At 62.4% G+C, this 24,330-nt stretch carries 19 protein-coding genes; 12 read left to right on the plus strand and 7 right to left on the minus strand.

What is annotated here, in order from left to right; translation table 11 throughout:
- Positions 1-710 (minus strand): outer membrane protein (locus FAX90_RS16295; RefSeq protein WP_144098584.1); only part of this gene is annotated, 710 nt, incomplete at its 3' end.
- A 538-nt stretch (positions 711-1,248) separates the two neighbouring features.
- Here FAX90_RS16295 and FAX90_RS16300 point away from each other — a divergent pair.
- Both FAX90_RS16300 and FAX90_RS16305 read left to right on the plus strand, forming a co-directional pair.
- Positions 1,249-1,701 (plus strand): Lrp/AsnC family transcriptional regulator, encoded by a 453-nt coding sequence (locus tag FAX90_RS16300; protein ID WP_144098586.1) that lies wholly within the window; start codon positions 1,249-1,251, stop codon positions 1,699-1,701.
- Positions 1,702-1,835: 134 nt separating this feature from the next.
- A complete protein-coding gene (locus tag FAX90_RS16305; RefSeq protein WP_170235025.1) occupies positions 1,836-3,527 on the plus strand; it encodes an arylsulfatase in 1,692 nt (563 codons plus the stop codon).
- Between the two features lie 150 nt (positions 3,528-3,677).
- On the opposite strand, the gene FAX90_RS16310 is transcribed toward FAX90_RS16305, so the two are convergent.
- The 4 genes from FAX90_RS16310 to FAX90_RS16325 all read right to left on the minus strand — a co-directional run bounded on the left by FAX90_RS16310 (position 3,678) and on the right by FAX90_RS16325 (position 7,975).
- Entirely contained in the window at positions 3,678-4,334 is a 657-nt protein-coding gene (locus tag FAX90_RS16310; RefSeq protein ID WP_144098589.1) for a hypothetical protein, read from the minus strand.
- Between the two features lies 1 nt (position 4,335).
- A complete protein-coding gene (locus FAX90_RS16315) occupies positions 4,336-4,953 on the minus strand; it encodes a hypothetical protein (protein ID WP_144098591.1) in 618 nt (205 codons plus the stop codon).
- Positions 4,954-5,106: 153 nt separating this feature from the next.
- Positions 5,107-6,492, minus strand: a complete 1,386-nt coding sequence (locus FAX90_RS16320) for a sigma-54-dependent transcriptional regulator (RefSeq protein WP_144098593.1) — start codon at positions 6,490-6,492, stop codon at positions 5,107-5,109.
- Positions 6,493-6,496: 4 nt separating this feature from the next.
- Positions 6,497-7,975 carry a sensor histidine kinase gene (locus FAX90_RS16325; protein ID WP_170235026.1) on the minus strand — a complete coding sequence of 493 codons (1,479 nt, stop codon included), beginning with the start codon at positions 7,973-7,975 and terminating at the stop codon, positions 6,497-6,499.
- Positions 7,976-8,290: 315 nt separating this feature from the next.
- On the opposite strand from FAX90_RS16325, the gene FAX90_RS16330 reads away from it, so the two are divergent.
- The 10 genes from FAX90_RS16330 (at position 8,291) to FAX90_RS16375 (ending at position 19,881) form a co-directional block, all read left to right on the plus strand.
- Positions 8,291-8,713 carry a hypothetical protein gene (locus FAX90_RS16330; protein WP_144098597.1) on the plus strand — a complete coding sequence of 141 codons (423 nt, stop codon included), beginning with the start codon at positions 8,291-8,293 and terminating at the stop codon, positions 8,711-8,713.
- A 102-nt stretch (positions 8,714-8,815) separates the two neighbouring features.
- Positions 8,816-9,337 (plus strand): DUF1269 domain-containing protein, encoded by a 522-nt coding sequence (locus tag FAX90_RS16335; protein WP_144098598.1) that lies wholly within the window; start codon positions 8,816-8,818, stop codon positions 9,335-9,337.
- Between the two features lie 428 nt (positions 9,338-9,765).
- Positions 9,766-10,893 carry a porin gene (locus FAX90_RS16340; protein WP_144098600.1) on the plus strand — a complete coding sequence of 376 codons (1,128 nt, stop codon included), beginning with the start codon at positions 9,766-9,768 and terminating at the stop codon, positions 10,891-10,893.
- A 197-nt stretch (positions 10,894-11,090) separates the two neighbouring features.
- The gene (locus FAX90_RS16345; protein WP_170235027.1) at positions 11,091-12,827 is read left to right on the plus strand and encodes a sensor histidine kinase; all 1,737 of its coding nucleotides are present in this window, start codon (positions 11,091-11,093) and stop codon (positions 12,825-12,827) included.
- Complete coding sequence (locus tag FAX90_RS16350) at positions 12,824-14,179, plus strand: sigma-54-dependent transcriptional regulator (RefSeq protein WP_144098603.1); 1,356 nt, start codon at positions 12,824-12,826, stop codon at positions 14,177-14,179. Before FAX90_RS16345 ends, FAX90_RS16350 begins: the two co-directional genes overlap by 4 nt.
- A 200-nt stretch (positions 14,180-14,379) precedes the next feature.
- Positions 14,380-15,441, plus strand: coding sequence for a TRAP transporter substrate-binding protein (locus FAX90_RS16355; protein WP_240704958.1), 1,062 nt, complete (start codon positions 14,380-14,382; stop codon positions 15,439-15,441).
- Positions 15,442-15,583: 142 nt separating this feature from the next.
- On the plus strand, positions 15,584-16,219 hold the full coding sequence (locus tag FAX90_RS16360; protein WP_205700718.1) for a TRAP transporter small permease: 636 nt from the start codon (positions 15,584-15,586) through the stop codon (positions 16,217-16,219).
- Positions 16,212-17,723, plus strand: a complete 1,512-nt coding sequence (locus FAX90_RS16855) for a TRAP transporter large permease (RefSeq protein ID WP_144098608.1) — start codon at positions 16,212-16,214, stop codon at positions 17,721-17,723. The genes FAX90_RS16360 and FAX90_RS16855 overlap by 8 nt, the downstream gene beginning before the upstream one ends.
- A 92-nt stretch (positions 17,724-17,815) precedes the next feature.
- On the plus strand, positions 17,816-19,480 hold the full coding sequence (locus FAX90_RS16370; protein WP_144098610.1) for an NAD-dependent malic enzyme: 1,665 nt from the start codon (positions 17,816-17,818) through the stop codon (positions 19,478-19,480).
- Positions 19,481-19,491: 11 nt separating this feature from the next.
- The gene (locus FAX90_RS16375) at positions 19,492-19,881 is read left to right on the plus strand and encodes a tautomerase family protein (RefSeq protein WP_144098612.1); all 390 of its coding nucleotides are present in this window, start codon (positions 19,492-19,494) and stop codon (positions 19,879-19,881) included.
- Between the two features lie 143 nt (positions 19,882-20,024).
- Here FAX90_RS16375 and FAX90_RS16380 read toward each other — a convergent pair whose 3' ends face one another.
- Both FAX90_RS16380 and FAX90_RS16385 read right to left on the minus strand, forming a co-directional pair.
- Positions 20,025-22,280 carry a TonB-dependent receptor gene (locus tag FAX90_RS16380; RefSeq protein ID WP_144098614.1) on the minus strand — a complete coding sequence of 752 codons (2,256 nt, stop codon included), beginning with the start codon at positions 22,278-22,280 and terminating at the stop codon, positions 20,025-20,027.
- Positions 22,281-22,545: 265 nt separating this feature from the next.
- Positions 22,546-24,048 carry a carboxylesterase/lipase family protein gene (locus FAX90_RS16385; RefSeq protein WP_240704959.1) on the minus strand — a complete coding sequence of 501 codons (1,503 nt, stop codon included), beginning with the start codon at positions 24,046-24,048 and terminating at the stop codon, positions 22,546-22,548.
- Positions 24,049-24,330 lie beyond the last annotated feature (282 nt).

Here is a 24,330-nt window from a genome sequence, read left to right on the forward strand (position 1 = left end):
GCCGGCGGCGGCGGCGGGGGCGGCGGGGGCGGCGGGGGCGGCGGGGGCGGCGGCGGCGGCGGCGGCGGCGGCGGCGGTGCCGCACCGAAGTTGTATGCCAGCGTCGCCATCAGCGAGTGGACGCGAAGATCGTGTTCGATCGAATCGCCGTTTTCAGCAACAGCCTTGATGTCGTCGTGACGGAAGTAGCGATACTTCAGGCCAGCATCCCAGTTGTCGGTCAGCGGAGTGCGCACACCGGCGATTGCCTGCCATGCGAAACCGGTGTCCGAATCGTCGAGATAACCAGCGCCTTCGACGTCGCTACGTGCAACGCCGACACCGCCGCCGACGAAGCCCTGCAGGCCGTCGTCGTCACCGAAGTCGAGCAGACCGTTGAGCATGAAGCTCAGCGTGTCGTAATTCACCGAGACGTCTTCGTCGGCGATGTCAGTACCACCGATTTGCAGACCGTCGTCACCGCCATGCTTCCATGCGGTTTCTGCTTCAAGGCGGAAGCCGCCGAAGTCATAACCAACAATACCGCCGAGGTCCGAACCGTAGTCCCAACCGATTTCAGCTGCATCTTCAACGTCATTGATTTCGACATCGGTGTTTTCGGTCAGCGTCGCGCCGCCGTCCAGTTCGATGTACCAGGCACCGTCACGCGCCATCGCAGGTGCCGAAAGCACCGTCGTAGCGAGAGCAATGCCGACAATGGCTTTCCTCATATTTTCCTCCTGAAGTATTCGAATATTCGAGCTCAGTCCGCCCTAAACGCACTTAAGGCTAAGTCGTTTCCCACTTTTTTGCCGTCGCGCAAAAAAATTTGCGCTCGGGCACCAAAGTGACCCTTGCCCGCCTTTCCATCAAGGCAGTGTAATATCGCACTTCGTCGCACTTCCTTGTCGTGCATCAAAACGTAACTACACATTCGGAAATCTGCCTTCCCGAAAAGCTGAACAATGGTCGGGTGCGGTTAAAGTAAGGAGCCCGCACCTACACGATTGCCCCATTACGCACCGGCACACAAACCATTTTGCCGTTTTTCAACCGGAAACGACATTCACCTTCAATCACGCTCATGACGATTTCACGACAGTGTGCACCGTCACTGGCCGGTGGGTCGCTAGGGCCGATTTCCTAATATAATGCCAATGACACCATCCCGCCGGCGATAGCATGGTCAGGGGGAGAAACGATTTTTGGCGTTTATTCCGGACGAGAAATTAAATAGGGTGTGAATTTATCAAGGCTTGGGATTTTCGAATGGACAACACCGACAGAAGGATCCTGCGTGCACTGCAGGCCCATCCGGATCTCCCGATCGCAGAGCTGGCCGAGAAAGCGGGCCTGTCGCACACGCCGTGCTGGCGGCGCCTGAAGAAGCTTGAGGAAAGCGGCGTTATTTCGGGCCGTGCGGTCCTGCTCGATCCGAAAAGCCTGGGCCTTGTCATCAACGTTTTCGCCAATCTGCGGCTGAACCAGCATGACGAAGAGACGCTCGACGCCCTGGAACAGGCCGTTCACGACCATCCTGAAATCCTTGAGGGTTTTTCGATGAGCGGGTCGAGCGACTACGTGCTGCGCGTCGTCGCGAAGAGCGTCGAGGATTATGAGCACTTCCTCAAGAAAGTCCTGCTCCACCTTCCGGGGGTCAGCTCGATCAATTCGAGCTTCGCGTTGAAGACCATCAAGATGACGACGGTGCTTCCGGTCTGACGCGACGCGCGCGTCCAGCCCGGCGTTCAGGCGCCGCGCATTCCCAATATGAAAATTGTGTTTGGAGAGATGAAGACATGACAGGCGAATCGGGTCGGCGCGGACGGCGGCTTTTGCAATCGAGCGCGGCTATCTTGCTGGGAACGGCGTTATCGGCCTGTGCGCCGGGGGCGCAATTGCCCTCCACGCCGCCAGCCGCCCGGACCGCGACCCCCGCAGCCGATACGCGGCCCAATATCGTGCTGATCGTTGCCGACGACCTGGGCTACTCCGACATCGGCGCGTTCGGCGGGGAAATTCCTACTCCCAATCTCGATGCCCTGGCCAAGAACGGCGCGCAGCTTGCGAATTTCTACGTGTCGCCCGCATGCTCTCCGACAAGGGCGATGCTGCTGACGGGCCGCGACAACCACGCCGCGGGCTTCGGCACCATGGTGGAAGCGGCAGTCGGCGACCAGCGCGGGGCGCCGGGTTATGAAGGACATATCCCGCAGGACGTTCCCACGATCGCCGAACGGCTGCGCGATGCCGGCTATCGCACCATGATGTCCGGAAAGTGGCACCTGGGCGCGGCGCCCGGACAGGGGCCGAGCAGCCGCGGGTTCGATTACAGCTTCTCTCTGATGCAGGGCATGGCCAACCACTTCGGTGCCGACCAGTCGCCCGGCTTTTCGAACAATTATGCCGCGCCCACTTATCGGTTGAACGGCGAAGTCGTGACTTATCCCGAGGGCGAGTTCTCCTCACACGTAATCAACGACCGGCTCATGTCGTTCCTTCCCGAAGATTCGGCCGAAGGACCCGAGGCCCGCAAACCGTTCTTCGCCTATCTCGCCTTCACCGCGCCGCACTGGCCGGTACAGGCCCCGGCAGAGGCGATCGCGCGGCACAAGGGCCGTTACGATGCAGGGCCAGGCGCCATCATGCGCGACCGGATCGCGCGCCTGAAGGAAACGGGCCTTGTTCCCAAGGGCATGGCAACACGCATGGACCTTGCCGACGAAGCCTGGGCGAAGCTGACCCCGCAGCAGCGCGAGACGCAGGCGCGCACGATGGAAGTCTATGCCGCCATGGTTGAGGATATGGATGCCGAGATCGGCCGCCTCGTCGATCGCCTGAAAGCGGAGGGCGAGCTTGAGAACACCTACATCGTGTTCATGTCGGACAACGGCCCCGAAGGGCTGATCTTCAACAGGCCAGTCAACCCAAGAGACCCTCTGACCCCGCTGCCCGTGGACGTCGACAATTCGGTCTCGAACATCGGCGCTGCGAATTCCTGGCTCAGCTATGGACCCGCATGGGGCCAGGCCAGCGCGGCTCCTTTCTGGGGTACGAAGGAATATACCAGCGAGGGCGGCATCCGCTCCGCCGCGATCGTCAGCGGGCCGGGTATTCCCGGCGGCACACGCGAAAGAAGCGCGCTGCATGTGCGCGACATCTTCCCGACCTTCCTGTCGATCGCCGGGGTCGAACCTGACGTACCCAGCCCGGACGGCGAAATGGCCCCGCTCGACATGCTGCCGCTGCTGGAAGATCCTGCGGAAGGGCCCATGGCGCGTGAAGGCGACCTGTTCTGGGAACTGTTCTACCGCGCCGCGATCCGGCGGGGCGACATGAAGGCGATCTACCAGCCGACCCGCGTTCCGGTCCTTGGCCCCTTTACGGCGCCGGGCGAGGTGTTCTGGCAGCTCTACGACCTTGCGGCCGATCCGGGCGAAACCGACGATCTGGCTGCCATTCATCCAGAAACGCTTGAGCAGTTGAAAGCGGAATGGCGCCGCCATGCCGACGAACTGGGCGTCGTCTTGCTGCCGGAAGATCGCTGAAGCAGGGGCGGTGCGCGGTCTTTCCCGGCGTCAGAACACGGCATCGCCGCGCATCTTTGGCTAGAGCCGCAAGCGCCAGAACGGCGAAACCCGACCTTTGGCCGCGCAGGCCAAAGGGCGGGTTTGCGTGAGCCGGTCCGGCCCTGAGGGTCAGAGCAGCGCGTCGGGCTGCGCCTTGGCGAGCGGGATGTCGGCTGAGCCCCAGTGCCCGTCGTGTTCGGAGACATGAGCGTTCTTCCCGCCCAGTTGCTCCAGCATGTCGAGCACTTGCCGGTCGTCGTCCTGCAGCTTCACCCATACGACGAGGCCGCCGGCTTCGAGCTGGGTCGCGATCTGGTCGTGGTGGCTGCGTTCGATCATGCGGCTGACGATATAGCCGCCGCCCCCGCCGACCGCGCCCACCAGAATGGCCGATGCGATCGCGATGCCCAGCGTTCCGCCGCTGGCCATCACCGCGACCAGTCCGGCCATCGCCCCGCCATATCCGGGCAGCCCGATGACGGCCGCCTTGGCCTCTGGCATGACTTCATCCTCGCCGGGATTGCCGCGCGGGGCAGCGTCAAGGTTGGTAAGGTGGTGCATCCAGTTGCGCGCGCCATCGGCGTCAGCGGCGCTGGGCAGGTGGCCAAGGACAGAGATCCTCGACCGGTCCACGCCCTGTTCCTGCAGGCGGACGATCGCTTCTTCCAGGCTCTTTTCGGTCGGGAACAGCGCCACGGCCTCGCGGATCGGGTATTGGACGTCGGTATCAGCGTCCATGTCCCGCAGTTGGGGGTCAGTGTTCGTGATGGTGTTGCTGTCGGTCATTTCAAATCTCCCCGATCTGGTCGCCGTTGAAGGTGAAAGTGATGGCCCCGCGAGCCGCGGTGATCGCCTTGATGGCGTCGGCTTTCCGGCCCGCCTGCGTCGCGGCGAGGGCCGCATCGATCTTGCTGTTCGCAAGCTGGGTATCGACGTCCAGGTCACCGAAACGGATGGAATAGTCGCTCAACGCGAGCGGGCTGGTGGAGCGTCCCTTGGTCAGCGCCATGCCGCCCGCGCTCGCACCCTCGGCGCCGAATGTGCCAAAGCTTTCGAGGTCGGGGCCGGGCGTGAACTTGTGCGCGATCACCGCTTCCTGCGCGACGGTAACGGGCTCGTCGTTGTCGGCCGCGGCCTTGCCCACTTCGGCAAATTCGCTCTTCGCCCTGTTCAGCGCGTTCGAGGCGACCTCGAAGGTCCCGTCGTCGACGGCGATCGCGGCGCTGTCGAGTTGCTGGATGCCGGACTGCGCATGGGCCAGGGCGGCATCGCCCGACGGTGCGTTCATCGTCACGTCAGTGGACGTAACGGTAATGGGTAGGGATGCGTTGTAACCGTATCCCGCCAGAGCGCCGACGACGAGAGCGCCAGCGGCAATCAGGGTGGTTCGGATCGAGGTGTTCATGGGGTTTCCCCTTGCTTGACTGTGTTACATCCAGATCAAAGCAAGGGGTGTGCCAAGATATCAATATACTGATTTAAATCATTTTTCCGTGAATTCGCAATCCAGGAAAGGCAAGGTAATGGTCCATATCAACCAGCCAGTGGTTGAACACGCTCAACTGCCGGTCAGGTTGTGCTTCTGCATGCGATACCGCAGTTTTTCGCGCGTCGTGCCCAGCATCCGCGCCGTAGCCACCACGTTTCCGCCCTCCCGCTCGAGCACCGCACGCATGAGCCGGCATTCCGCCTCGTCGAGCGTTACGCTGCCGTCGAGCGGTATCGTCAGGACATCGCCCGAAGGTTGCGCAGGTTGAGGGGCAGAGACGCGCTGGTGCCCCAGCATGACGTCATCGGCCTGCAGTTCGGGACCATCGGCAAGCAGCACCGCCCGTTCCAGCACGTTGCGCAGTTCGCGCACATTGCCGGGCCATTCGTACTGGCAAAGCTTGTCCACCAGCTGCGCGGACAGGCCGGTGATGCCGGTTCCGCAGCTGGCGTTCAGTTCGGTGATGTTGGCCCGTGCCAGTTCCTCGATGTCGCCGATCCTGTCGCGTAGCGGCGGCAGGCTGAGTTCGAATACCGACAAGCGATGGAACAGGTCTTCGCGGAAAGACCCGTCGGCTGCCATCTGGCGCAAGTCGCGGTTCGATGCGCTTAGCACCTGAATGTCGACGCGGATCGGCTTTTCGCCGCCGACACGCCGGAATTCGCGCTCCTCGATCGCTTTCAGCAGCTTGGCCTGTATGGCGAGGTCCATTTCGCCGATCTCGTCCAGGAACAGCGTTCCGCCATCGGATTGTTCGAGCAATCCCTTGTGCTGCCCCTTCGCGCCCGAAAAGCTGCCCGCCTCGTGCCCGAACAATTCGGATTCGAACAATTCGGTCGGGATCGCGGCGCAGTTCATTTCCACCAGTGGCTGACCCGCGCGTACGCCGCCATAGTGCAGGATCCGGGCGGCCAGCCCCTTGCCGGTCCCGGTTTCGCCGTGGATCAAAAGGCTGGTGAACGGCACCGATGACAGCTTGCCGAGCAATTTGCGCACCCCTGCTGCCGGTGCGCTCTGCCCGATGAAGCTGTCCGGGCCGTACTTGCTGGCCGCCTTGCGGTTGGTGCGGTCGATCTGCTTCTGCGCCTTGCCGCCACGTGCGGCGGCGGCCATCGCCAGATCGAGCTTGCCCTCGTCCATCGGCTTGGTGAGAAAATCGACCGCGCCCAGCTGGATCGCCCGCTTGATGTTGGGCGCCTCGCCATATCCGGACAGGAAGACCCATTCGGCCTTCATGTCCTCGCGGCGATATTCCTCCAGGAGGTCGAGGCCGTTGCCATCGGGAAGGTTGAGGTCCGACAGCACCACGTCCGGGTCGAGCCGGCTCTTGAACAGAAAGAACCGCGCCTCGGCCGCCGAGGTCGCCAGCGTGACGTCCCAGCCATCCCGTTCGAAACGCTTTTTCAGCTGCGAGCCGAGCAGCTTCTCGTCCTCGATAATCAGAAGGTCCGTCATTGCCTTATTCCTCGTTCGCGCACGCGTGGCACGGTAATTCGATGATGGTCCGGGCGCCGCCGGTTTCCGCGTTTTCCAGATGCAGGGTGCCACCTGCGTTCTGGATCAGGCGCTGCAGGATCGAAAGGCCCAGCCCGCTGCCGCCTTCCTTGTCGGTGCGGAACGGGCGGATGCCGTGGCGCAGGATGTCCTCGGGATAGCCGGGGCCGGTATCCTCGATGGCCAGCCGGAAGCGGTCGTCCTCTATCTTTCCGGCAACGGCGATCCTGCCGCCGGTATCGCCCATGGCCTGTGCGGAATTGCGCAGGATGTTGAGAATGGCCTGACGCAGGCTGTCTTGTGGAAGCGTGCATTCGCGATCGGGAACGTCGACTTCGAACTCGATACTGCGATCGCTTTCGTAACTGAACAGGGTCACCATGTCCCGGCACAGATTCGCAACCGACGTAGTGACATGGACTTCGCGTTCGTTCGGCGTCTTGGCCAAAAGGCTGTTGAGCAGGCGCTTGATCCGGTCAAGCTCGGCCAGGACGAGATCGACCGTCTCGAGCTTGTCCGGCGCGGTAATGTCGACGCGCAGGTTCTGCAGCGCGACCGTGATCCCCGACAGCGGGTTGCGCAATTCGTGCGCGACCCGTGCGGAAAATTCGCCCAGCGCGGAAAGCTGTTCCGCCTGCGCGAGGTTGCGCTGCACTCTCAGCAGGCTGTCGCTCGCGACCTGGACCTGGTGTTCCAGATCCTGCCGCTTGTCGGAATGTTCCACCTCGATCTCGCGCAACCGTGCGACCATGGCATTGTAGTGGTCGATAACGGGGAAGATCGGATCGCTGGGGTCAGGCTCCATCACCGGGTCGAGGTTTGAATTGCGCACGTTCTCCAGCATCTGGGACAGGCTGGTCGACCAGCGGAAGAAACGGCGGCGATAGAACAGGAGCATGGCTAAAAGGACGATCGGAACGGCAAACAGCGAGAACAGGGCGATATCGAACTCTCGCCGAGCGGCCGATCTGGTCTGGGCGATGGCGGCGCGCTGGACTTCGCTTTCGTCCTTCAGCGTCTTTTGCATCACCACGTTGGCCGCGGCCAAATTGTCCTGAATGCTGTATCCGTCACGCACCAGGAAGTGCTGGGCCGCCAGAATACGCTCGGGCGTCGCCTTGTGCAGGTAACCGTCCGCGCGCAGCATGTTCCTCAACTCAAGGCTTATCTTCTCCACGTCCTGCGCGTCGGCAGGGTTTTTATTCGCGGCCTCGTCGACCAGCGCGGTCTGGATATCGATGCTGACCGCATGCAGGTTCTGAAGATGCTGGAGATGATGCTCCAGCGGGTCGAGCCGCTGGCTCGACGCCCATGACAGGTAGACCAGCGCCAGCAGCGAGGCCACCGTCGCCACCAGGACAAGACCGACCGCAGCCACGATCGGGCGAGCGAAAGGCTGACGCCAATTCGCGATAGCCGCGTTTTTGGCAGGTATGTCGGGCATCTTCGTATTCCTTCGGTTCCGGCACGAGCCGCGCGTGCGCGTCTGCAAATGACAAGCAAGGACCGGGCCAAGCCGGATTGTCCTGCCCGGCGAAGCTTTTGCGTCATTTGGCAGATGATCTGCCGCCATAAGGCATGGGCCGATTGGTTCATATCAACCACGAACGCGGTGGTTTTGCACCAGCCTATTTGCGGCTTTGCGGACCGATCACAGGAAAATCATTTTATTTCAATAACTTGTAAAACTGGCACGCGACTTGCTGGGTATCCGGCAAGCCCAATCAGGCTGCTGATATTCGAAGACAGGAGATTGACGATGACTACCCGCACCCCGAAAATTTTCGCCCTTGCCGCTGCGACCGCGATGCTGGTCGGCGCTGCCGGTCCGGTCGCCGCAGAGACGATGCGGACCGAAGGCCCGCAGCCCGATGATCCGGTCCTGCAGTGGGCCGACATGATGATGCCCCGCAACCAGTTCGTGCTCAATTCCGATCAGGACGTGGAACTCGTCCGCTACAAGACTCCGCGCGACATCGAAATCTGCGCAGCCCGGCCCGATCCGGACAGCGTCGACGGGACCAGCAAGACCGTTCCCCTCCAGGTCAGCTGGGACAATGACGTCGGCTTGATCTTCCCCGGCAACTGCCTCTCGTTCGATGCCAAGCAGGTCAAGATCCGGCCGGCGTCCCCGCTGCCCGCCGACACCGAGCTGGTGGGCACGGTCAAGGTCATCCACTGAGATCGGTCCCCCCGGTGAACCGGGGCCGCCCGCCCCCATCTCCCCACAAGGGCACCCCGGTTCACCAAACCTGTTCGATCCTTGGAAAAAGAGTCCCGCACCATGAAAGAACTGATCGTCATCGGCTATGACAATGCCGAGAAAGCCGAGGCCGCCCGCACAGCCCTCCTGGGCATGTCGGGGGAATATCTCGTCGATGTTTCCGACGCCGTCGTCGCCACCGTGAACGAAAAGGGCAAGATCAAGCTCAACCAGATGGTCAACCTGTGGGCTGCCGGTGCAGCTGGCGGGTCATTCTGGGGCCTGCTCATCGGGCTCCTGTTCCTCCACCCCCTGTTCGGCGTCGTGGTCGGTGCATCGGCCGGCGCGTTGAGCGGGGCGGTTAGCGATTTCGGCATCAGCGACCCCTTCATGCGCCGCGTGACCCAGATGCTGCAGCCGGGACAGGCCGCGCTCTTCGTGATGAGCCGCACCGCCATGTCCGACCGTGCGATCGAAGAGCTTGCCGCGATGGGCGGTGAAGTGGTCCGCACAAATCTGGACAGCACGAAGGAACAGGCCGTCCGCGACGCTTTCGACAACGCGCACGCCGAACTGGCAAACAAGGAGGCCCTGCCCGCCTGACAGACCGACTGACGAACCCGCCCTCATATTATTTCCCCTGAGCGTGACGTGGGTCCGGTGCGAATTCCTCCCCCTCCTGACGCACCGCCCCCCCCTGCACGCTCCCACGCGGCAAGGCCCGCCACTCCAGCCATCATGGCCGAGTGGCGGGTCTTGTCATTCCGGCACAGCGCGCCGGAACCTGCGAATCGGGTGATTCGCCCTGTCATTGATTCGGACGCACGCCCCGTTTGCCCGGCCAGCGAACCCGGCGAACGACATCTGCTTCATGAACGGAACGTGTAATCGGCACGCTGTGTAACGGGTCCGAAACCCGGCTGCGAATTCCTGACGATTTCGCAATCGGTACACGAGTTTTCCAATTGTGCGCGGCGTCCGCCCCGTCTTCTCTCCACTCGTCAAAACAAACAACTCGAGGGAGAGATCTGATGAAAAAGGTTCGTGCCGCTACGGCGGCTGCAATGTGCGGCGTGGCTTTCGTATGCGTCGTTCCGGGCGCGGCGGCCCAGACCCTGCCGTCCGCTCAGCAAGGTGCCAATACTTCCGAAACGCTGGAAGAAGTCGCCACCCCTGACGTCCCCAAGGACGATGAATTCAAGGTCGATTTCTACGGTTCGCTTCGCCTCGGCCTCGATTACGTGGATGCGGGCACCGATGACGACGCGATCAACGGTCGCGATTTCCTCAGCCGTATCGGCGTCAAGGCCAAGAAGCGCATCGGCGAAGGCCTGGCCCTTGTCGGCACCATTGAATACGGCCTGCGGTCGGACAACCTGGTTGACCTGCAGCAGAACGGCGATCCCACCCTGCGCCTTGCCAATGTCGGCGTGCAGTCGGAAAAGTACGGCAGCCTCTACTACGGTTCGCAGACGATCGTCTTCCACCGCTTCGTGCGCGGTTCCTATTTCAGCGACGGCCTGGATACGATCCGGCTCGGTTCGATCCGCGACGATGATCTGCTGCAGTATTATTACACCACCGGCGGCCTGACCCTGGGTGCCGGCGTTCAGACCGAACGCCAGGACGGTAACAGCTTCGACCAGTTCCAGGTCGGTGCGGAATACAAGGCCAAGATCGCCAAGATCCAGGTCGCCGCGGTCAAGGACAACAACGGCGACAACAAGGGTACCTTGTGGGGCGTTCGCGGCTGGCTCTATCCGGCCAAGGGCCTGACCTTCTCGGCATATCACCATCAGCAGAACGACGAGTTCGACATCTATGGCGGCTCCACCGGCTCGGTGCGCCTGCGCGATGCCGAAACCGAAGGCAGCGTCAGCGGCGTTGGCAACTGCTCCGGCCAAAAGCGCAGCGCCACCGGCGTCTATGCAAGCTATCGCACTGGCGGCAACCAGCTCCATGGCCGCTTCGCGATCGACGATTGCGACGTGTCGGGCGACATCAAGTCGTACAAGATCGAATACGTGCGTCACCTGTCGAAAGATGCACGCCTCTGGGTTGGTTATGAGAAGCTCGACAACGACCCTCTGCGTGCACCGTCATCGTCCAGCGGCGATAGCATGTCGCAGGTTCAGGTGGGTGCGCGTTACGACTTCTGATGCCAACCGGGGGTTGCAAGCCGCCGGTTGATGGCGGCTCCCTGCGCCGGTCGGGATACAACGGGAATCCCGACCGGCGCTTTTTCCTCAAACCCGAAACAGGATTAACGGGCGCGGGAATCGACAGCCGGGCTTTCTCAGGGCTATATCCTCCATGGGGCGCAGAGCCGCTCGATGAGGGAGAGTGGCCTTTGGCCTTGAGAGAGCCGGTCGGTTCGTGGTGGCGCAGATGGCTTGTCCGCCTCATCGTGCTCGCAGGCGTCGTCGCAATCACGACATTCGTGGCGGTACGACTGGCAGAGCGCAACGCCGAAGAGGCACTCGACCTCGAACTGGCGCGGGCGACTGAAACTTACGCGACATCGCTGGAGGCTTGGCAACAGCAGTACTGGGCCCTTGCCGCGATCTATGCCGAAGACCCGACCTTGCGCGAGGCAGACTTCGCCAGCGGCGCGGGCACGGATGCGATCAAGGCGCGGCTGACCCGCTGGAACAGTGCAACCGCGTCACAGGCGACGATGATCGTGCGCCCCGATGGCAGCCTGCTGATCGGTGCCTATTCCTCGAACGTTCCGCAAAACGAAACCAAGATGCTGGGCCAGAACATCCTGCGCACCGCCGAAAACGGCGGCCTGGGCCGCTCTTTCGTGACGTGGAGCAATGGCCAGCGCGGCTATGCCTTCGCCTTCGAAGTGCCCGCTCCCACCGTGTCCGGCACGGAAATCGTGGTCGTAGTCGCACCGCTTTCGGAACTGGAGCAATACCTGCAGTTGCAGGGCGATACCGTGCTCGTCGCCGACAGGAACGACATCGTCGCTGTCGCCAATCGCCGCGATGCGATCGGCCGGCCGATCGACGAATTCGCCAAACCGCCACAGAGCGAAAGACGCGTCCCGCTTGCCCAGCGGCAATCGCGGATCGTCAATTCGCGCAACGGGTGGACGCTCAGCGTGTCGCGCTCTTCGGAAGAGGCGGTTCAATACGTGCGCCTGGTCGGCTGGCTTGCCGCGAGCGGGGCCACCGCCATCGCCCTGTTTGCCCTGCTGCTCGTTTCGCGCCGCGCCGCTTATGTTGAGCGTTTGGCCTTGCAGCGGAAAATGCGCTGCGAACTTGAAGAGACGGTCGAAAGACGCACCGCCGAAATCCGTGAAGCCAACAGGCACTTGCACGCGGAAATCCTGCGCCGTCAGGAAATCGAACAGGACTTGCGCGAAACCCATCTCGAACTGACCCAGGCGGCAAAGCTGGCCTCGGTCGGTCAGATGTCCGCCGTCGTCAGCCATGAACTCAACCAGCCGCTGACCGCGATCCGTTCCAATGCGGAAATGGCACATGAATACCTGGACCGTGACGACAGGGACCAGGTGCGCGCAAAGATTTCCGCGATCCTGGCCATGTCCGACCGGATCGCCCGGCTGACCAAGCGGCTGCTCAATTTCTCGCGCCAGCCGCGCAGCGATTCCTATCCCATCGCCCTGTCGGTGCCGCTGGACGATGCCCTTGGCATCATGGAGCCGCGCATGCAGAAGGAGGACGCGACTTTCGACATCGATGTCGCGCCCGACCTGTTCGTGATGGGGGGCCGTAACCGTCTGTCGCAGGTTTTCATCAACCTCATCGCCAATTCGCTCGACGCCTGCGCTTCGGCCAGCATCCCGTGCCATGTCGCGATCCGGTCAAGGCGAACCGAATACGGAATCGAGCTGGAATTTTCGGATAACGGCCCCGGCATCTGCGAAGAGCAGAGGGCGCGTATCTTCGAGGCGTTCTATTCCACCAAGGAACGCGGCAAGGGTCTGGGCCTGGGATTGTCGGTATCGGCCAAGATCATATCCGAATTCGGCGGGGAAATGCTTTACCGTCCGGGCCCCAACGGCGGCGCGACGTTCGTCGTGGCCATGCCGGTGCTGGCGCAGAAGGAGAAGGTTGAATGACGACGCGGGCCGACGTGATCTTCGTCGATGACGACAAGGACGTGCGCGATACGACGATCGAAAGTCTTTCGCTGGCCGGTTACGAAGTCACCGCTTTTGCCAAGGCGGAACGCGCGCTCGAACGCATCTCGCGCGATTTCAACGGCGTGATCGTATCCGATATCCGCATGCCCGGCATGGACGGGATCCAGTTTCTCGAAGCCATTCAGGAAATCGACGACGCCCTGCCCGTCCTGCTGGTCACCGGGCACGGCGATGTCCCGCTTGCGGTTGCGGCAATGCAGAAAGGCGCTTTCGACTTCCTCGAGAAACCCTTCTCCAATCAGGCGCTGCGCGAACGCGTTGCCAGGGCCTTGCAATTTCGCAAGCTGCGGCTGGAAAACCGCGAATTGCGCGACACGCTGGACGGGGCCGGGGACGCGCTCGACCGGCTGATGGTCGGGTCGTCCGAGGTCATGCAGCAGACGCGCGAACGCATCCGCATGCTGGCGGCAACCGACGTCGACGTCCTGCTGACGGGGGAGACGGGCACGGGCAAGGACCTTGCCGCGCGCCTGCTCCACGACATGTCGCCGCGTGCCGGTCAGCCGTTCGTCGCCATCAACCTGGCGGTCCTGCCCGAGGAGAATATCGAACATCTCCTGTTCGGGCATGAAGCCGATGCTTTCCCCGGCGCAAGCCGTGCCCGTTACGGCAAGCTGGAACACGCGCGCGGCGGGACGCTGTACCTCGACGAAGTGGGATCGCTCTCTCCCGCCCTTCAGACAAAGCTCTTGCGGCTGGTCGATACGCGGCGGTTCGAAAGGGTGGGATCGAACGATCCGATCGATCTCAATGCCCGGATCATCACGTCGACGAACCAGTCGCTGAACGCGCTGGCGAAGGCCGGGCAATTCCGCACCGACCTGCTCTATCGCTTTGCGGTCGCCACCGTGGAAATGCCCGCCCTGTGCGATCACGCGGAAGACGTGCCGGTCCTGTTCCAGCACTTGCTGCGCATGACGGCTGCGCGGCACGGGGTGGAGGAATATCGCCATCCCTCCGCCGACTATCTCGGCACGCTGGCACAGCGTGATTGGCCCGGTAACGTGCGCGAGTTGCGCAATCTTGCCGAACTCTACCTCGTCGGCATCGAAAAACCGGACGACAGCGCAGAGGCCTGCCCGCCGCGCGAAAGCCTGCAGGCGCGCATGGAAGCGGCCGAGCGGGAGGCGATCGTGGACACGCTGATCCGCCACCGCGGGAACCTGAAGGCGAGCTACGAGGAGCTCGGGATTTCGCGCAAGACGCTTTACGAGAAGATGATTCGCCACAAGCTTCAGCGGGTGGATTTCACGGACGAGGCCGAGTGAGAGCATCGCCTGACCCCGCCGGGTTACGCTTTCCGCCCCTGTTGGCGGGTCGGTTGGGAAGCTAGCGTTACATCGCGCGAACATTTCGCACAAAAGCGACATCGAAGCCCATCGGCACGATTGCCTCGCGGCCTCCCCGCCTCTTGAGTGGCAGCACGCATTCCGATGCGAAGACATAAGAGCGATTGGGAGATCCTTAAATGCGCAAACTTTTCACCATACCCATGGTCGGCCTCGCCACGCTGGCGCTTGCTGCCTGCAACTCGCCGTCGGGCGAAGATGCATCGTCCACCCCCTCCGCCGAAGGCGAAGAGGTAGCCAGCAACAACGGTTGCGATCCGGGCGAACAGGTCATTAAGTTCAGCCACGTCACCAACACCGACAAGCACCCCAAGGGTATCGCCGCGAGCGTGCTGCAGGAACGCGTCAACACCGAGATGAACGGGCGCATGTGCATGGAGGTCTATCCGAACTCCATGCTCTACGACGACGACAAGGTGCTCGAGGCGATGCTGCTGGGCGACGTGCAGATGGCCGCGCCCTCGCTGTCGAAGTTCGAGAACTACACGACCAAGCTTCGCCTGTTCGACTTCCCCTTCCTGTTCGACGATATCAACGCCGTTGATCGTTTCCAGGCGTCGCCGACGGGCCAGAAGTTGCTCAATTCGATGAGCGACAAGGGCCTTAAAGGCCTGGCATTCTGGCACTCCGGCATGAAGCAGCTTTCTGCTGACAGGCCCCTTGTCGAACCGTCCGATGCGGAAGGTCTGAAGTTCCGTGTCCAGAACTCCGACGTGCTCGTCGCGATGATCGACCAGCTGGGCGCCAACCCGCAGAAGATGTCGTTCAGCGAAGTCTACGGCGCGCTGCAGACCGGCGTTGTCGACGGTCAGGAGAACAGCTGGTCCAACATCTACGGCCAGAAGTTCTACGAAGTGCAGGACGGCATCACCAACACCGATCACGGCGTGCTCGATTACATGGTCGTCACCAGCTCGCGTTGGTGGGATGGCCTGAAGGAAGAAGACCGCAAGGATCTTGCAAAGATCATCACCGAGGTTTCGACCGAGCGTAACCAGGCTGTGAACCAGCTTGAGCAGGACGCCCGCCAGTCCGTCGCCGATGCCGGCTCGGTCATCCGCGAACTGACGCCTGAACAGCGCCAGCAGTGGGTCGATAAGCTCATGCCGGTGTGGAAGAAGTTCACCCCCGATGTCGGGGCCGACACGCTGAAGGCTGCACAGGCCGCCAACGAGGGCTGAACCGGCCGGCGCGAGAGCTGGCCAAGCCGAAAACTGCCGGGGCGAGCGACAGATCGCCGCCCCGGCACAGGCGCTAGCTCCCCCGCCAGTCCCCGGTAGCCCCACGTCCTGACGAGAGGATACATTTCCGATGTTCTACGAAATGGGTGAATCACCAAGCCTTGTCGGGCGCATAGAGCGCCTGTTCATCGCCGTGGTCCTGGGCCTGATGACGATCATCACTTTCGTCAACGTGGTCGCCAGGTATGTCTTCAACTCCAATGTCTTGTGGGCCGTGGAAGCCACGGTCTACCTGTTCGCCTGGCTGGTCCTGATCGGCGCGGCGCACTGCGTTGCGATCACCGCGCACCTGGGCGTCGATGCCGTGGTCAACCTGCTGGGCAAGACGGGCAAGCGTATCGCTGCCCTCGCCGCCGTCGCAGCCTGCCTCGCCTACTCGGTCCTGCTCCTCATCGGATCGTGGGACTACTGGTATCCGTTCGTGACCGACCTGTCGTTCCTGACGACAGAGGACGTTCCGATGGCACCCGGCTTTGGTTGGCTCGCCTTCATGAACGGCGGCGAACCTTATGAGAAGCTGCCCCGCTTCATCCCCTATTTCGTGCTTCCCCTGTCGATGGCGCTTTTGACCATCCGCTGGACGATCTCCGCAATCGAGATCCTGCAAGGCAAGCGCGATTCCATCATCGCAAGTCACGAAGTCGTCGAGGAACTCGAAGACCGCGACGCGCATGTCGAAAAGGCCGCAGGCGCGGCCAAGGAGGCCAACAATGGCTGAAGTCCTCATCCTGTTCGCCATGGTCATCGGCTTGCTGATGATCGGCGCGCCGGTCGGCGTTTCGATCGGCCTTAGCTCCATCGTCTTCCTGCTGGTCTATTCCAACGGGTCGCTGACGTCCGTCGCCAATACCCTGTTTGACGCCTTCCACGGGCACTACACTCTGCTTGCCATCCCGTTCTTCATCCTGGCCGCGGCCTTCATGTCGACGGGCGGGGTGGCACAACGCATCATCCGGTTCGCGGTGGCCTGCGTCGGGCACCTTCCCGGTGGCCTTGCCATTGCCGGCGTGTTCGCCTGCATGCTGTTCGCCGCGCTGTCCGGTTCCTCCCCGGCAACGGTTGTCGCCGTCGGCTCGATCGTGATCGCGGGCATGACCCAGGTCGGCTATCCGAAGGAATTCGGTGCTGGCGTGGTTTGTAACGCGGGTACGCTGGGCATCCTGCTGCCGCCGTCCATCGTGATGGTCGTCTATGCCGCCACGGTCGACGTGTCGGTGGGCCGCATGTTCCTGGCCGGTGTCATCCCCGGCATCATCGCGGGCCTCATGCTGATGATCGCGATCTATGGCTATGCGCGCTGGAAGAACCTCGCTCGCGGCAAGTGGGCCGGCTGGCGCGAGATCGGCCGTTCGGGCGCGGATGCGTTCTGGGGTCTGATGCTGGTTGTCGTGGTGCTTGGCGGCATCTGGGGCGGCGTCTTCACGCCGACCGAAGCAGCCGCAATGGCCGCGGTCTATGCCTTCATCGTCGCCAATTTCATCTACCGCGACATGGGCCCGCTCAAGGCCAAGGCGAGCGAAGGCCAGCCCGTCCTGCTGAACGAGAAGAACGCCGAAACCAGCCTCATGGCCGCAGGTGCCGGTGTTGCGGTTCTGGGCGGCGGCAGCGGTCTGGTGGGCGGCAACCCTGCCCCTCGCGCCGATGATCCGACCCGTCCCACTTCGCTGCTGCGCAAGCCGCAGGCACTTCTGACCGCGTGGTTCCACAAGGACACGCAGGAAGTGCTCTACGATGCGGGCAAGATCACGATCACGCTGATGTTCATCATCGCCAACGCGCTGATCCTGAAGCATGTCCTGACCGAAGAGCAGCTGCCCCAGCACATCACGCAGGCAATGCTGTCGTGGGGCCTTGGCCCGGTCACGTTCCTGATCGTGGTCAACCTGATCCTGCTGATCGGCGGCCAGTTCATGGAGCCCTCGGGCCTGATCGTCATCGTGGCGCCGCTGGTGTTCCCCATCGCCATGCAGCTCGGCATCGATCCGATCCACCTGGGCATCATCATGGTCGTGAACATGGAAATCGGCATGATCACCCCGCCAGTCGGTCTCAACCTGTTCGTCACCTCTGGCGTTGCGAACATGTCGATGCTGGCCGTGGTCAAGGCCGCCCTCCCCTGGCTGGGCGTGCTGGTGATCTTCCTCATCATGGTCACGTACATCCCGATCCTGTCGACCTGGCTGCCGACAATGATGATGGGTCCGGAAACCATAATACGCTGATCCGGCTTTCGAGCCGGCTATTGGACCGGGGGCGCACCCTCCCCTTCTCCCGCCCCCGGTCCAGCTTTTTTACAAGGATTGATTTAAGGCCGATGCACCAGGCAAGGCAGAACAGGACCAACCGGGACGCACGCGCGATCCTGTCCGATCCGCTGGTCAACAAGGGCACGGCCTTTACCGAAGAGGAGCGCGACAGCCTCGGCCTCCACGGCCTGCTGCCTAGCCACGTTTCGACGATCGCAGGTCAGATTGACCGCCGCATCGCCGTCCTCCGCGCCTTTTCGACCCCTTTCGAAAAATACGCATTCCTGCGCGATCTGCAGGATACCAACGAAACGCTCTTCTACGCGCTGATGGCGCAGTACCGTTCGGAACTGCTGCCGCTCGTCTATACGCCGACCGTGGGTGAAGCCTGCGTGCGGTTCAGCGAAATCTATCGCCGCCCCCGCGGGCTGTTCCTATCCTATCCCCTCAAGGGACGGCTGCGTCAGATCCTGGCCGACCTGCCGTTCGACGACGTAGAAGTGATCTGCGCGACCGACGGGGAACGGATACTGGGTCTGGGCGACCAGGGGGCTGGCGGCATGGGCATCCCCATCGGCAAGCTTTCGCTTTATACCGATTGCGCGGGGATTGATCCGGCCCGCACGCTTCCGGTCCTGATCGACACGGGCACCGACAACGAAGCGCACCTCGACAATCCGCTCTATGTCGGCTGGCGGCACAGGCGCGTTCGGGGCGCGGATTACGACGCCTTCATCGAAGAGTTCGTGGAAGCGGTGCGCGAACGCTGGCCCGGTGCAATGCTGCAATGGGAAGATTTCGCCGGGCCCAACGCGGTCACCCTGCTTGACCGGTATCGCGACCGCCTGCCGTCTTTCAACGACGACATACAGGGCACCGCGGCGACCGCGCTTGCCGCGGTCCTGTCGGCCGAAAGGCTGGCGGGGATCGACCTTGCCGAACACAAGGTCCTGCTTTTCGGTGCGGGCGCAGCCGGATGCGGTATCCTTGCCCTGCTGGTCGGCGAACTGGAGAAACGAGGGCTTTCGCGCGACGCGGCGCGGCGCTGCATCCATGCGGTCGACCGCGACGGACTGATTATCGAAGGGATCAACGTCGCCATACCGGGACAGGCGCTTGTCGCCCGGCCGAGTGCCGAAGCAGACGAATGGCTGTCCTGCGGCAGGGCGCCACGCCTGCTTGAGACGATAGAGCGGGTTCGGCCCGCGGTCCTGATCGGTACTTCGGGCCAGTTCGGCGCATTCGACGAACCGGTCGTTCGCGCCATGGCGAACCACAACGAACGCCCCATCATCCTGCCCCTTTCGAACCCGGTCACCCGGTCCGAGGCTGCGGCGGCCGATATCCAGGCGTGGTCCGACGGCCGCGCGATCATCGGCACGGGAAGCCCTTCAAACGGGGCGCACGGCGCGGTCACGCAAGTCAACAACGTCTACATCTTCCCCGGCATCGGCCTTGGTGTGCTGGTTTCCGGGGCCACGCGGATCACCGACGACATGTTCGCCGAAGCGGCAAAGGCGCTGGCCTCGCTTCAGCCGGAAGGGAGCGGCGACGCGATGTTCCCGCCCAGCGAACAACTGGCCGCGGTTGCCGATTGCGTCGCCCTGGCCGTGTGCCGGGTGGCCGAACGCGATCTGGGAGCAATTCCCCCCTTGGACGGTTGGGAAAATGCCATTGCAAAGCGCCGGTGGGTCCCTGCCTACCGCGACGCATTGCCTTCGGCCCAATCTTGAAGGAAATTTGAATGCCACTCGTAAAAATCGACATGATGGAAGGCCGCTCGGACGCGGAAATCCGCACCCTCCTCGATACCGTCCAGGACACCATCGTGGATGCTTTCGGCGTGCCCGAAAATGACCGCTACCAGATCGTGACCGAGCATAAGCCCGGGCGCATGATCATGCTGGATACCGGGCTCGGCCTCGATCGGAGCGAGAAGGTGATCGCCATCCACATCTTCACCTCGCCGCGCACGCCCGACATGCTCAAGGATGTCTACGCCGGCTTTGCGAAGAACCTGAAGGAAAAGTGCGGGCTCGATCCGCAGGACCTTTTCGTCGCGGTCACGCCCAACGGGGTTTCTGACTGGAGCTTCGGTTGCGGCGAAGCACAGTACATGACCGGAACTCTCTAAGTACCGAGCCTATAGGCCCACGTGGCCTGCGTTTCTGCCGATTAGAAAACCCATCAGCGTAAGAAACAGTTTTCCCGGCCGGTCGCCCGGCCGGGAAAATGTTGGCTCGCGCCCCAGAGGGATGGCGCGCGGGCTCGGAGAGTTCAGAAGCCCAGACGGACGCGCGCACCGAAGTAGCGGTCGAAGTTGCGCGGCAATTGCTGGGTAAGAATGTACGGGCTGTTGCGCGGATTGGTATCGTCGATGATGCGCGACGCGTACTTCTCGTCGAACAGGTTGTTGACGAAGACCGAAACCGACCAACGATCGTTCTGTTCTTTCACGCCGACCGAGAGATTGGCGATGCCATAGGCGTCCTGCACGGTCCGCGGGTTCTGGGACAGCGAGAAGTTCACGTCGCTCTGCCAGGTGTAGTTGCCGCGGGTGAAGACGGCGAGCCTCTGGCTGACCGGCTGTGAGAAATCGAAGCCCAGGTTGAACTTGAAGTCGGGCGAGTTGCCCAGCTGTTCGCCGGCCAGGTCCTGGACGGGCTGGTTCAGCACGGGGTCGAAGACGCAGCCCTCCGCCTCGGTCTGCCCGAAATAGCACTGTGCAGTCGGGTATTCCCGGATCTCGGCATCGACATAGGCCGCCGAACCGAACAGCGTCAGGTTGTCGGTGGGCGAATAGTAGGTCTCGAACTCGATACCGCGCGTCCGCAGCTTGCCGACGTTGGTCAGTTCGAACTGCGGCGCCAGGAGCTGCGCATTCACGCCCTGCGCCTGAAAATTGTCGTAATCCGTCCAGAAGGCGACCAGCTGGAACCGCGCATCACCGCCAAGCGCCGTGCCCGAAAGGCCGATTTCGTAGTTGATGCTGTCTTCGGACTTGATCGGATTGTCCGCGCGGCGCTGGTCGAAGCCCGACGACACGTCGTAGGCCTGCCCCTTGTAGCCGGTGGCGATGGAGCCGAAGAGCATCAACCCGTTGTCGAAGAATTGCTGCAACGACACCTTGCCGGTGACCGCCGTTTCCGAATCGCTTCCCGAATAGACGACAGGGACCGCCGGGCGATTGTCCTGGAAGCTGACGCCGATCTTTTCGTGGTTGATACGGCCGCCAAGCGTAAGGAGCGTGTTGGGCGTGATGTCGTATCCAAGCTGCGCAAAGGCCGCGAATGTTTCGGTATCAGCCGACGAATCCCAGTTCTGCTTGAGCGGCGGAATGGGCGACGTGCGGATGAAGGAACGGTCGGTCGTACCGTCCGAGTAATACAGGCCGAGGATGTAGTCGAAGACCCCCGACGTGGGCGACGTCAGGCGCAGTTCCTGCGTGAACTGTTCGGCATTATACGTCGTGTCGTGACGGATGATGGGAGCCGCCGTACCGTCCTGATCGTTGATCGAATCGTAGCGCCAGTCCTGGTAGCTGGTGATCGACGAAAGCGTGGCAAAGCCGAGGTCGATGTCCGCCTTGAACGAGGCGATCAGCTGGTCGCTGTCGCCGTAACGGTCTACGTCGTTGCGCACGACGTTGTTTGCCGGGCCAGGCTCGATCCCGGTCAGGTCGTAGTCGCGGTTGATCGGATTGCCCGCGCCGTCGACCTGGTCGACGCGCAGGTAAGTGTCGGGCAGCAGGCTATCAGTCGCTTCGCCATAGTCCGCGGTCAGCGTGAACGTCGCCGCGCCGAATTCCTGCCGGATCTTGCCGCGCACGCCCCAGGTGTTTTCACCGCCAAGCGTTGAGCCGGTGGTCAGGTTGTCGATGTAACCGTCGAAGTCGGACCAGTAGCCACTGATGCGGAAGCCGCCGGCGTCGTTGATCGGGCCGGAGACCGCAGCTTCGGCGCGGTACTGTTCGTCATCGGTGACGGAGAACTGGGTATAGCCCGTGAAATAGTCGGTCGGATCGCGCGTGACGATATTCACGACACCGGCCGAGGCGTTCTTGCCGAACAGCGTGCCTTGCGGACCGCGCAGGATTTCGACGCGCGCAGGATCGGAAATGCTGGAAAAGGCCTGCCCGGCCTGAAGCAGGGCGACATCGTCGACAACGACGAGAACCGAGGATTCGACCGCGGTGGAGAAGGCGACCGTGCCGACGCCGCGAAGGGCGATGGAATGGCCGGCCTGGCTGCCGCCTGCGGTGATGGTCAGGGAGGGCGATACGCTGGTCAGATCCTCGAACTCGTTGACCTGTGCGGCTTCGAGCACGTCGTCGCCGATCGCGCTGACCGCGACGGGAACTTCAAGGACGTTTTGTTCGCGCTTCTGCGCGGTCACGATGATGGTGTTCAGGCTTTCCGCGCCGGCGTCTTCCTGGGCCTGAGCCGGGACTGCCACCACGGCAACGGCGAGGATCCCCGCCGTCGCAATTGCCGATCCACTGCCCTTCAGGGCGGAACGAACCGTTCGAATCATGAAACCTCTCCCTTGACGATATGAGCATTCTTGCATGCGCAAATTCACGATGCGTTTCGCATAATATTGGTCTTACCACAATACATAATTGGATTTGCCGAAATTATCGCATCAAATTATTGATATAATGAACTTCTAATTTCCATCTGATCGCGCATGGACGCTTGGTAACGCCCCGAATTTCTGAGTGTGAATGCGCCCCCATTGACTTAAGACCGCCGTTGGCCTGACCAGTTATGTCGAGCGATCTGAACCACTTTGCGCGTCACTCCCCTGCGGCGAAGCTGCGAAAGAATTCGAGACGTTCCCGCGATGGCCAGCCGGCCACCTCGACATCGCCGGTGGCGAGCCAGAGCAGAAGCGGGTCCTTCGCGTCGAACCGGGGCCACGTGAATCCAGGCGCGGAAGGCACGCCCGTTCTTGCAAAAGCGACGAGCGCCGACTGCATCGCCTCGCTGAGCGCCCGGTCCCCGTCCTGCCAGGCGCGCGTTGGCCTGAACTTGTTGAAGCTTTCCAGCGTGCCCAGCCAGAACGGTACTTCCGATGTGTGATAGGCCCCGGCGGTTTCGGCATCGTGCCCCGCGATCACCACGCCTTCGGGATAGCGATGGGGCTGCGCGAATTCGTAGCTGAAGACGGGGGCCGATCCGCTCGAGCTCTGGCGGCTTGCCCACTCGAACATCCACAGTGCGATCGTGCCGTCACGGTCAGCCAGCCGCGCCTGCGCAATGGCCTCAACGTCGCTCGACGCCGGATAGAGTGCGAAAAACTCCTGCGCCCTGTCACCGAACCGGTCCTGCGCCTTTGCGCGATAGTCCTCAAGCCCGGCGATGTGGCCAAGGCCGCCGAAGGATTCGTCACGCGTGAACCCGACGATAAGCGGCACATCGGCCTGCGCGCCCTTTGCGAATACCTCGTCGATCGAGCGCGGCAGGAAATAACCGTCATTGATCGGCCCCACGCGCGGCGAACCGGTTGAGCGCGGCAGGTCGAGCATCTTGTCAGCAGCCAGTTCGCGCATCTCGTCAATCGAAGCGGCCTTCCAGATTTCCTGGATGCGGACGCCGTCGGCCTCCGCCTTGGCCAGCGATGGCATCATCGAGCGCGCACTGCCGATCAGCGCACCGCTCATACCGACCGCCCGATCGAACAGGCCTTCGGCCAAGGGGCTGGCCTGCAGCGCATTGACCGACATCGCCCCTGCCGACTGCCCGACGATGGTTACGTTGTCGGGATCCCCGCCGAACCGGGCGATGTTGTCACGAACCCATTCCAGCGCCGCGACCTGATCGAGAAGTCCGTAGTTCCCGGACGCACCCTCAGCCGATTCCGCCGTGAGTTCGGGATGGGCGAGAAAGCCCAGAGCGCCGAGACGGTAATTGAGATTGATGACGACGACGTCGCGCATCGCCAGGTACTGCCCGCTATAGATGGGCATGCTGCCCGCACCCACGAAGAACGCACCGCCGTGAATGTAGACGATGACCGGCGCATCGCTCAGCCCCGGTTTCGCCCAGACGTTGAGGTAGAGGCAATCCTCGCTCATCACCTCGGCACCGGAGTATTGATTGTTAAGAACGCCGCGCAGGGGCTGCATGCATTGCGGCCCGAACCGGTCCGCGTGACGGACTTCGTTCCAGCTTTCCACCTGAGCGGGCGGGCGCCAGCGCAATTCGCGCACCGGCGGGGCCGCGTAGGGAATGCCGAGATAGGCATCGACGCCGTTATCGAGTGCGACGCCGTCGACCGGACCGCTTGCCGTGTTCACGACGCCAGCCCTGTCAAGCGATCCGCCTTGCGCCGCCGCAATCGGTCCTGCCCACAGGCTCAGGACTACCGCGATTAACAGACGCAACGCCTGATGCACTTCCAACTCTCCCTCTGCCGTCGCGATCTTCATAAATCGGACTGACCAATTTTGCTTGTACTGGCCTTCTTGCCCAATGGAAAATTACTTGTTCTGATCGAATTCCATCAATGTAATTGCTGCCTGAGGTTGTGCATGCGCTTGCCGGGCGAGGTTCTAGCGCTCGACCGCGCCCGACCTGGA

The organism is Croceicoccus sediminis, from assembly GCF_007570835.1.
Taxonomy (GTDB): domain Bacteria; phylum Pseudomonadota; class Alphaproteobacteria; order Sphingomonadales; family Sphingomonadaceae; genus Croceicoccus; species Croceicoccus sediminis.

Excerpts from the sequence above, each read along its gene's own strand:
- FAX90_RS16300 (WP_144098586.1), top strand. The coding sequence starts at position 1,249 with ATGGACAACACCGACAGAAGGATCCTGCGTGCACTGCAGGCCCATCCG.
- FAX90_RS16310 (WP_144098589.1), bottom strand. The coding sequence starts at position 4,334 with ATGACCGACAGCAACACCATCACGAACACTGACCCCCAACTGCGGGAC.
- FAX90_RS16315 (WP_144098591.1), bottom strand. The coding sequence starts at position 4,953 with ATGAACACCTCGATCCGAACCACCCTGATTGCCGCTGGCGCTCTCGTC.
- FAX90_RS16320 (WP_144098593.1), bottom strand. The coding sequence starts at position 6,492 with ATGACGGACCTTCTGATTATCGAGGACGAGAAGCTGCTCGGCTCGCAG.
- FAX90_RS16325 (WP_170235026.1), bottom strand. The coding sequence starts at position 7,975 with ATGCCCGACATACCTGCCAAAAACGCGGCTATCGCGAATTGGCGTCAG.
- FAX90_RS16330 (WP_144098597.1), top strand. The coding sequence starts at position 8,291 with ATGACTACCCGCACCCCGAAAATTTTCGCCCTTGCCGCTGCGACCGCG.
- FAX90_RS16335 (WP_144098598.1), top strand. The coding sequence starts at position 8,816 with ATGAAAGAACTGATCGTCATCGGCTATGACAATGCCGAGAAAGCCGAG.
- FAX90_RS16340 (WP_144098600.1), top strand. The coding sequence starts at position 9,766 with ATGAAAAAGGTTCGTGCCGCTACGGCGGCTGCAATGTGCGGCGTGGCT.
- FAX90_RS16350 (WP_144098603.1), top strand. The coding sequence starts at position 12,824 with ATGACGACGCGGGCCGACGTGATCTTCGTCGATGACGACAAGGACGTG.
- FAX90_RS16355 (WP_240704958.1), top strand. The coding sequence starts at position 14,380 with ATGCGCAAACTTTTCACCATACCCATGGTCGGCCTCGCCACGCTGGCG.
- FAX90_RS16360 (WP_205700718.1), top strand. The coding sequence starts at position 15,584 with ATGGGTGAATCACCAAGCCTTGTCGGGCGCATAGAGCGCCTGTTCATC.
- FAX90_RS16855 (WP_144098608.1), top strand. The coding sequence starts at position 16,212 with ATGGCTGAAGTCCTCATCCTGTTCGCCATGGTCATCGGCTTGCTGATG.
- FAX90_RS16370 (WP_144098610.1), top strand. The coding sequence starts at position 17,816 with ATGCACCAGGCAAGGCAGAACAGGACCAACCGGGACGCACGCGCGATC.
- FAX90_RS16375 (WP_144098612.1), top strand. The coding sequence starts at position 19,492 with ATGCCACTCGTAAAAATCGACATGATGGAAGGCCGCTCGGACGCGGAA.
- FAX90_RS16380 (WP_144098614.1), bottom strand. The coding sequence starts at position 22,280 with ATGATTCGAACGGTTCGTTCCGCCCTGAAGGGCAGTGGATCGGCAATT.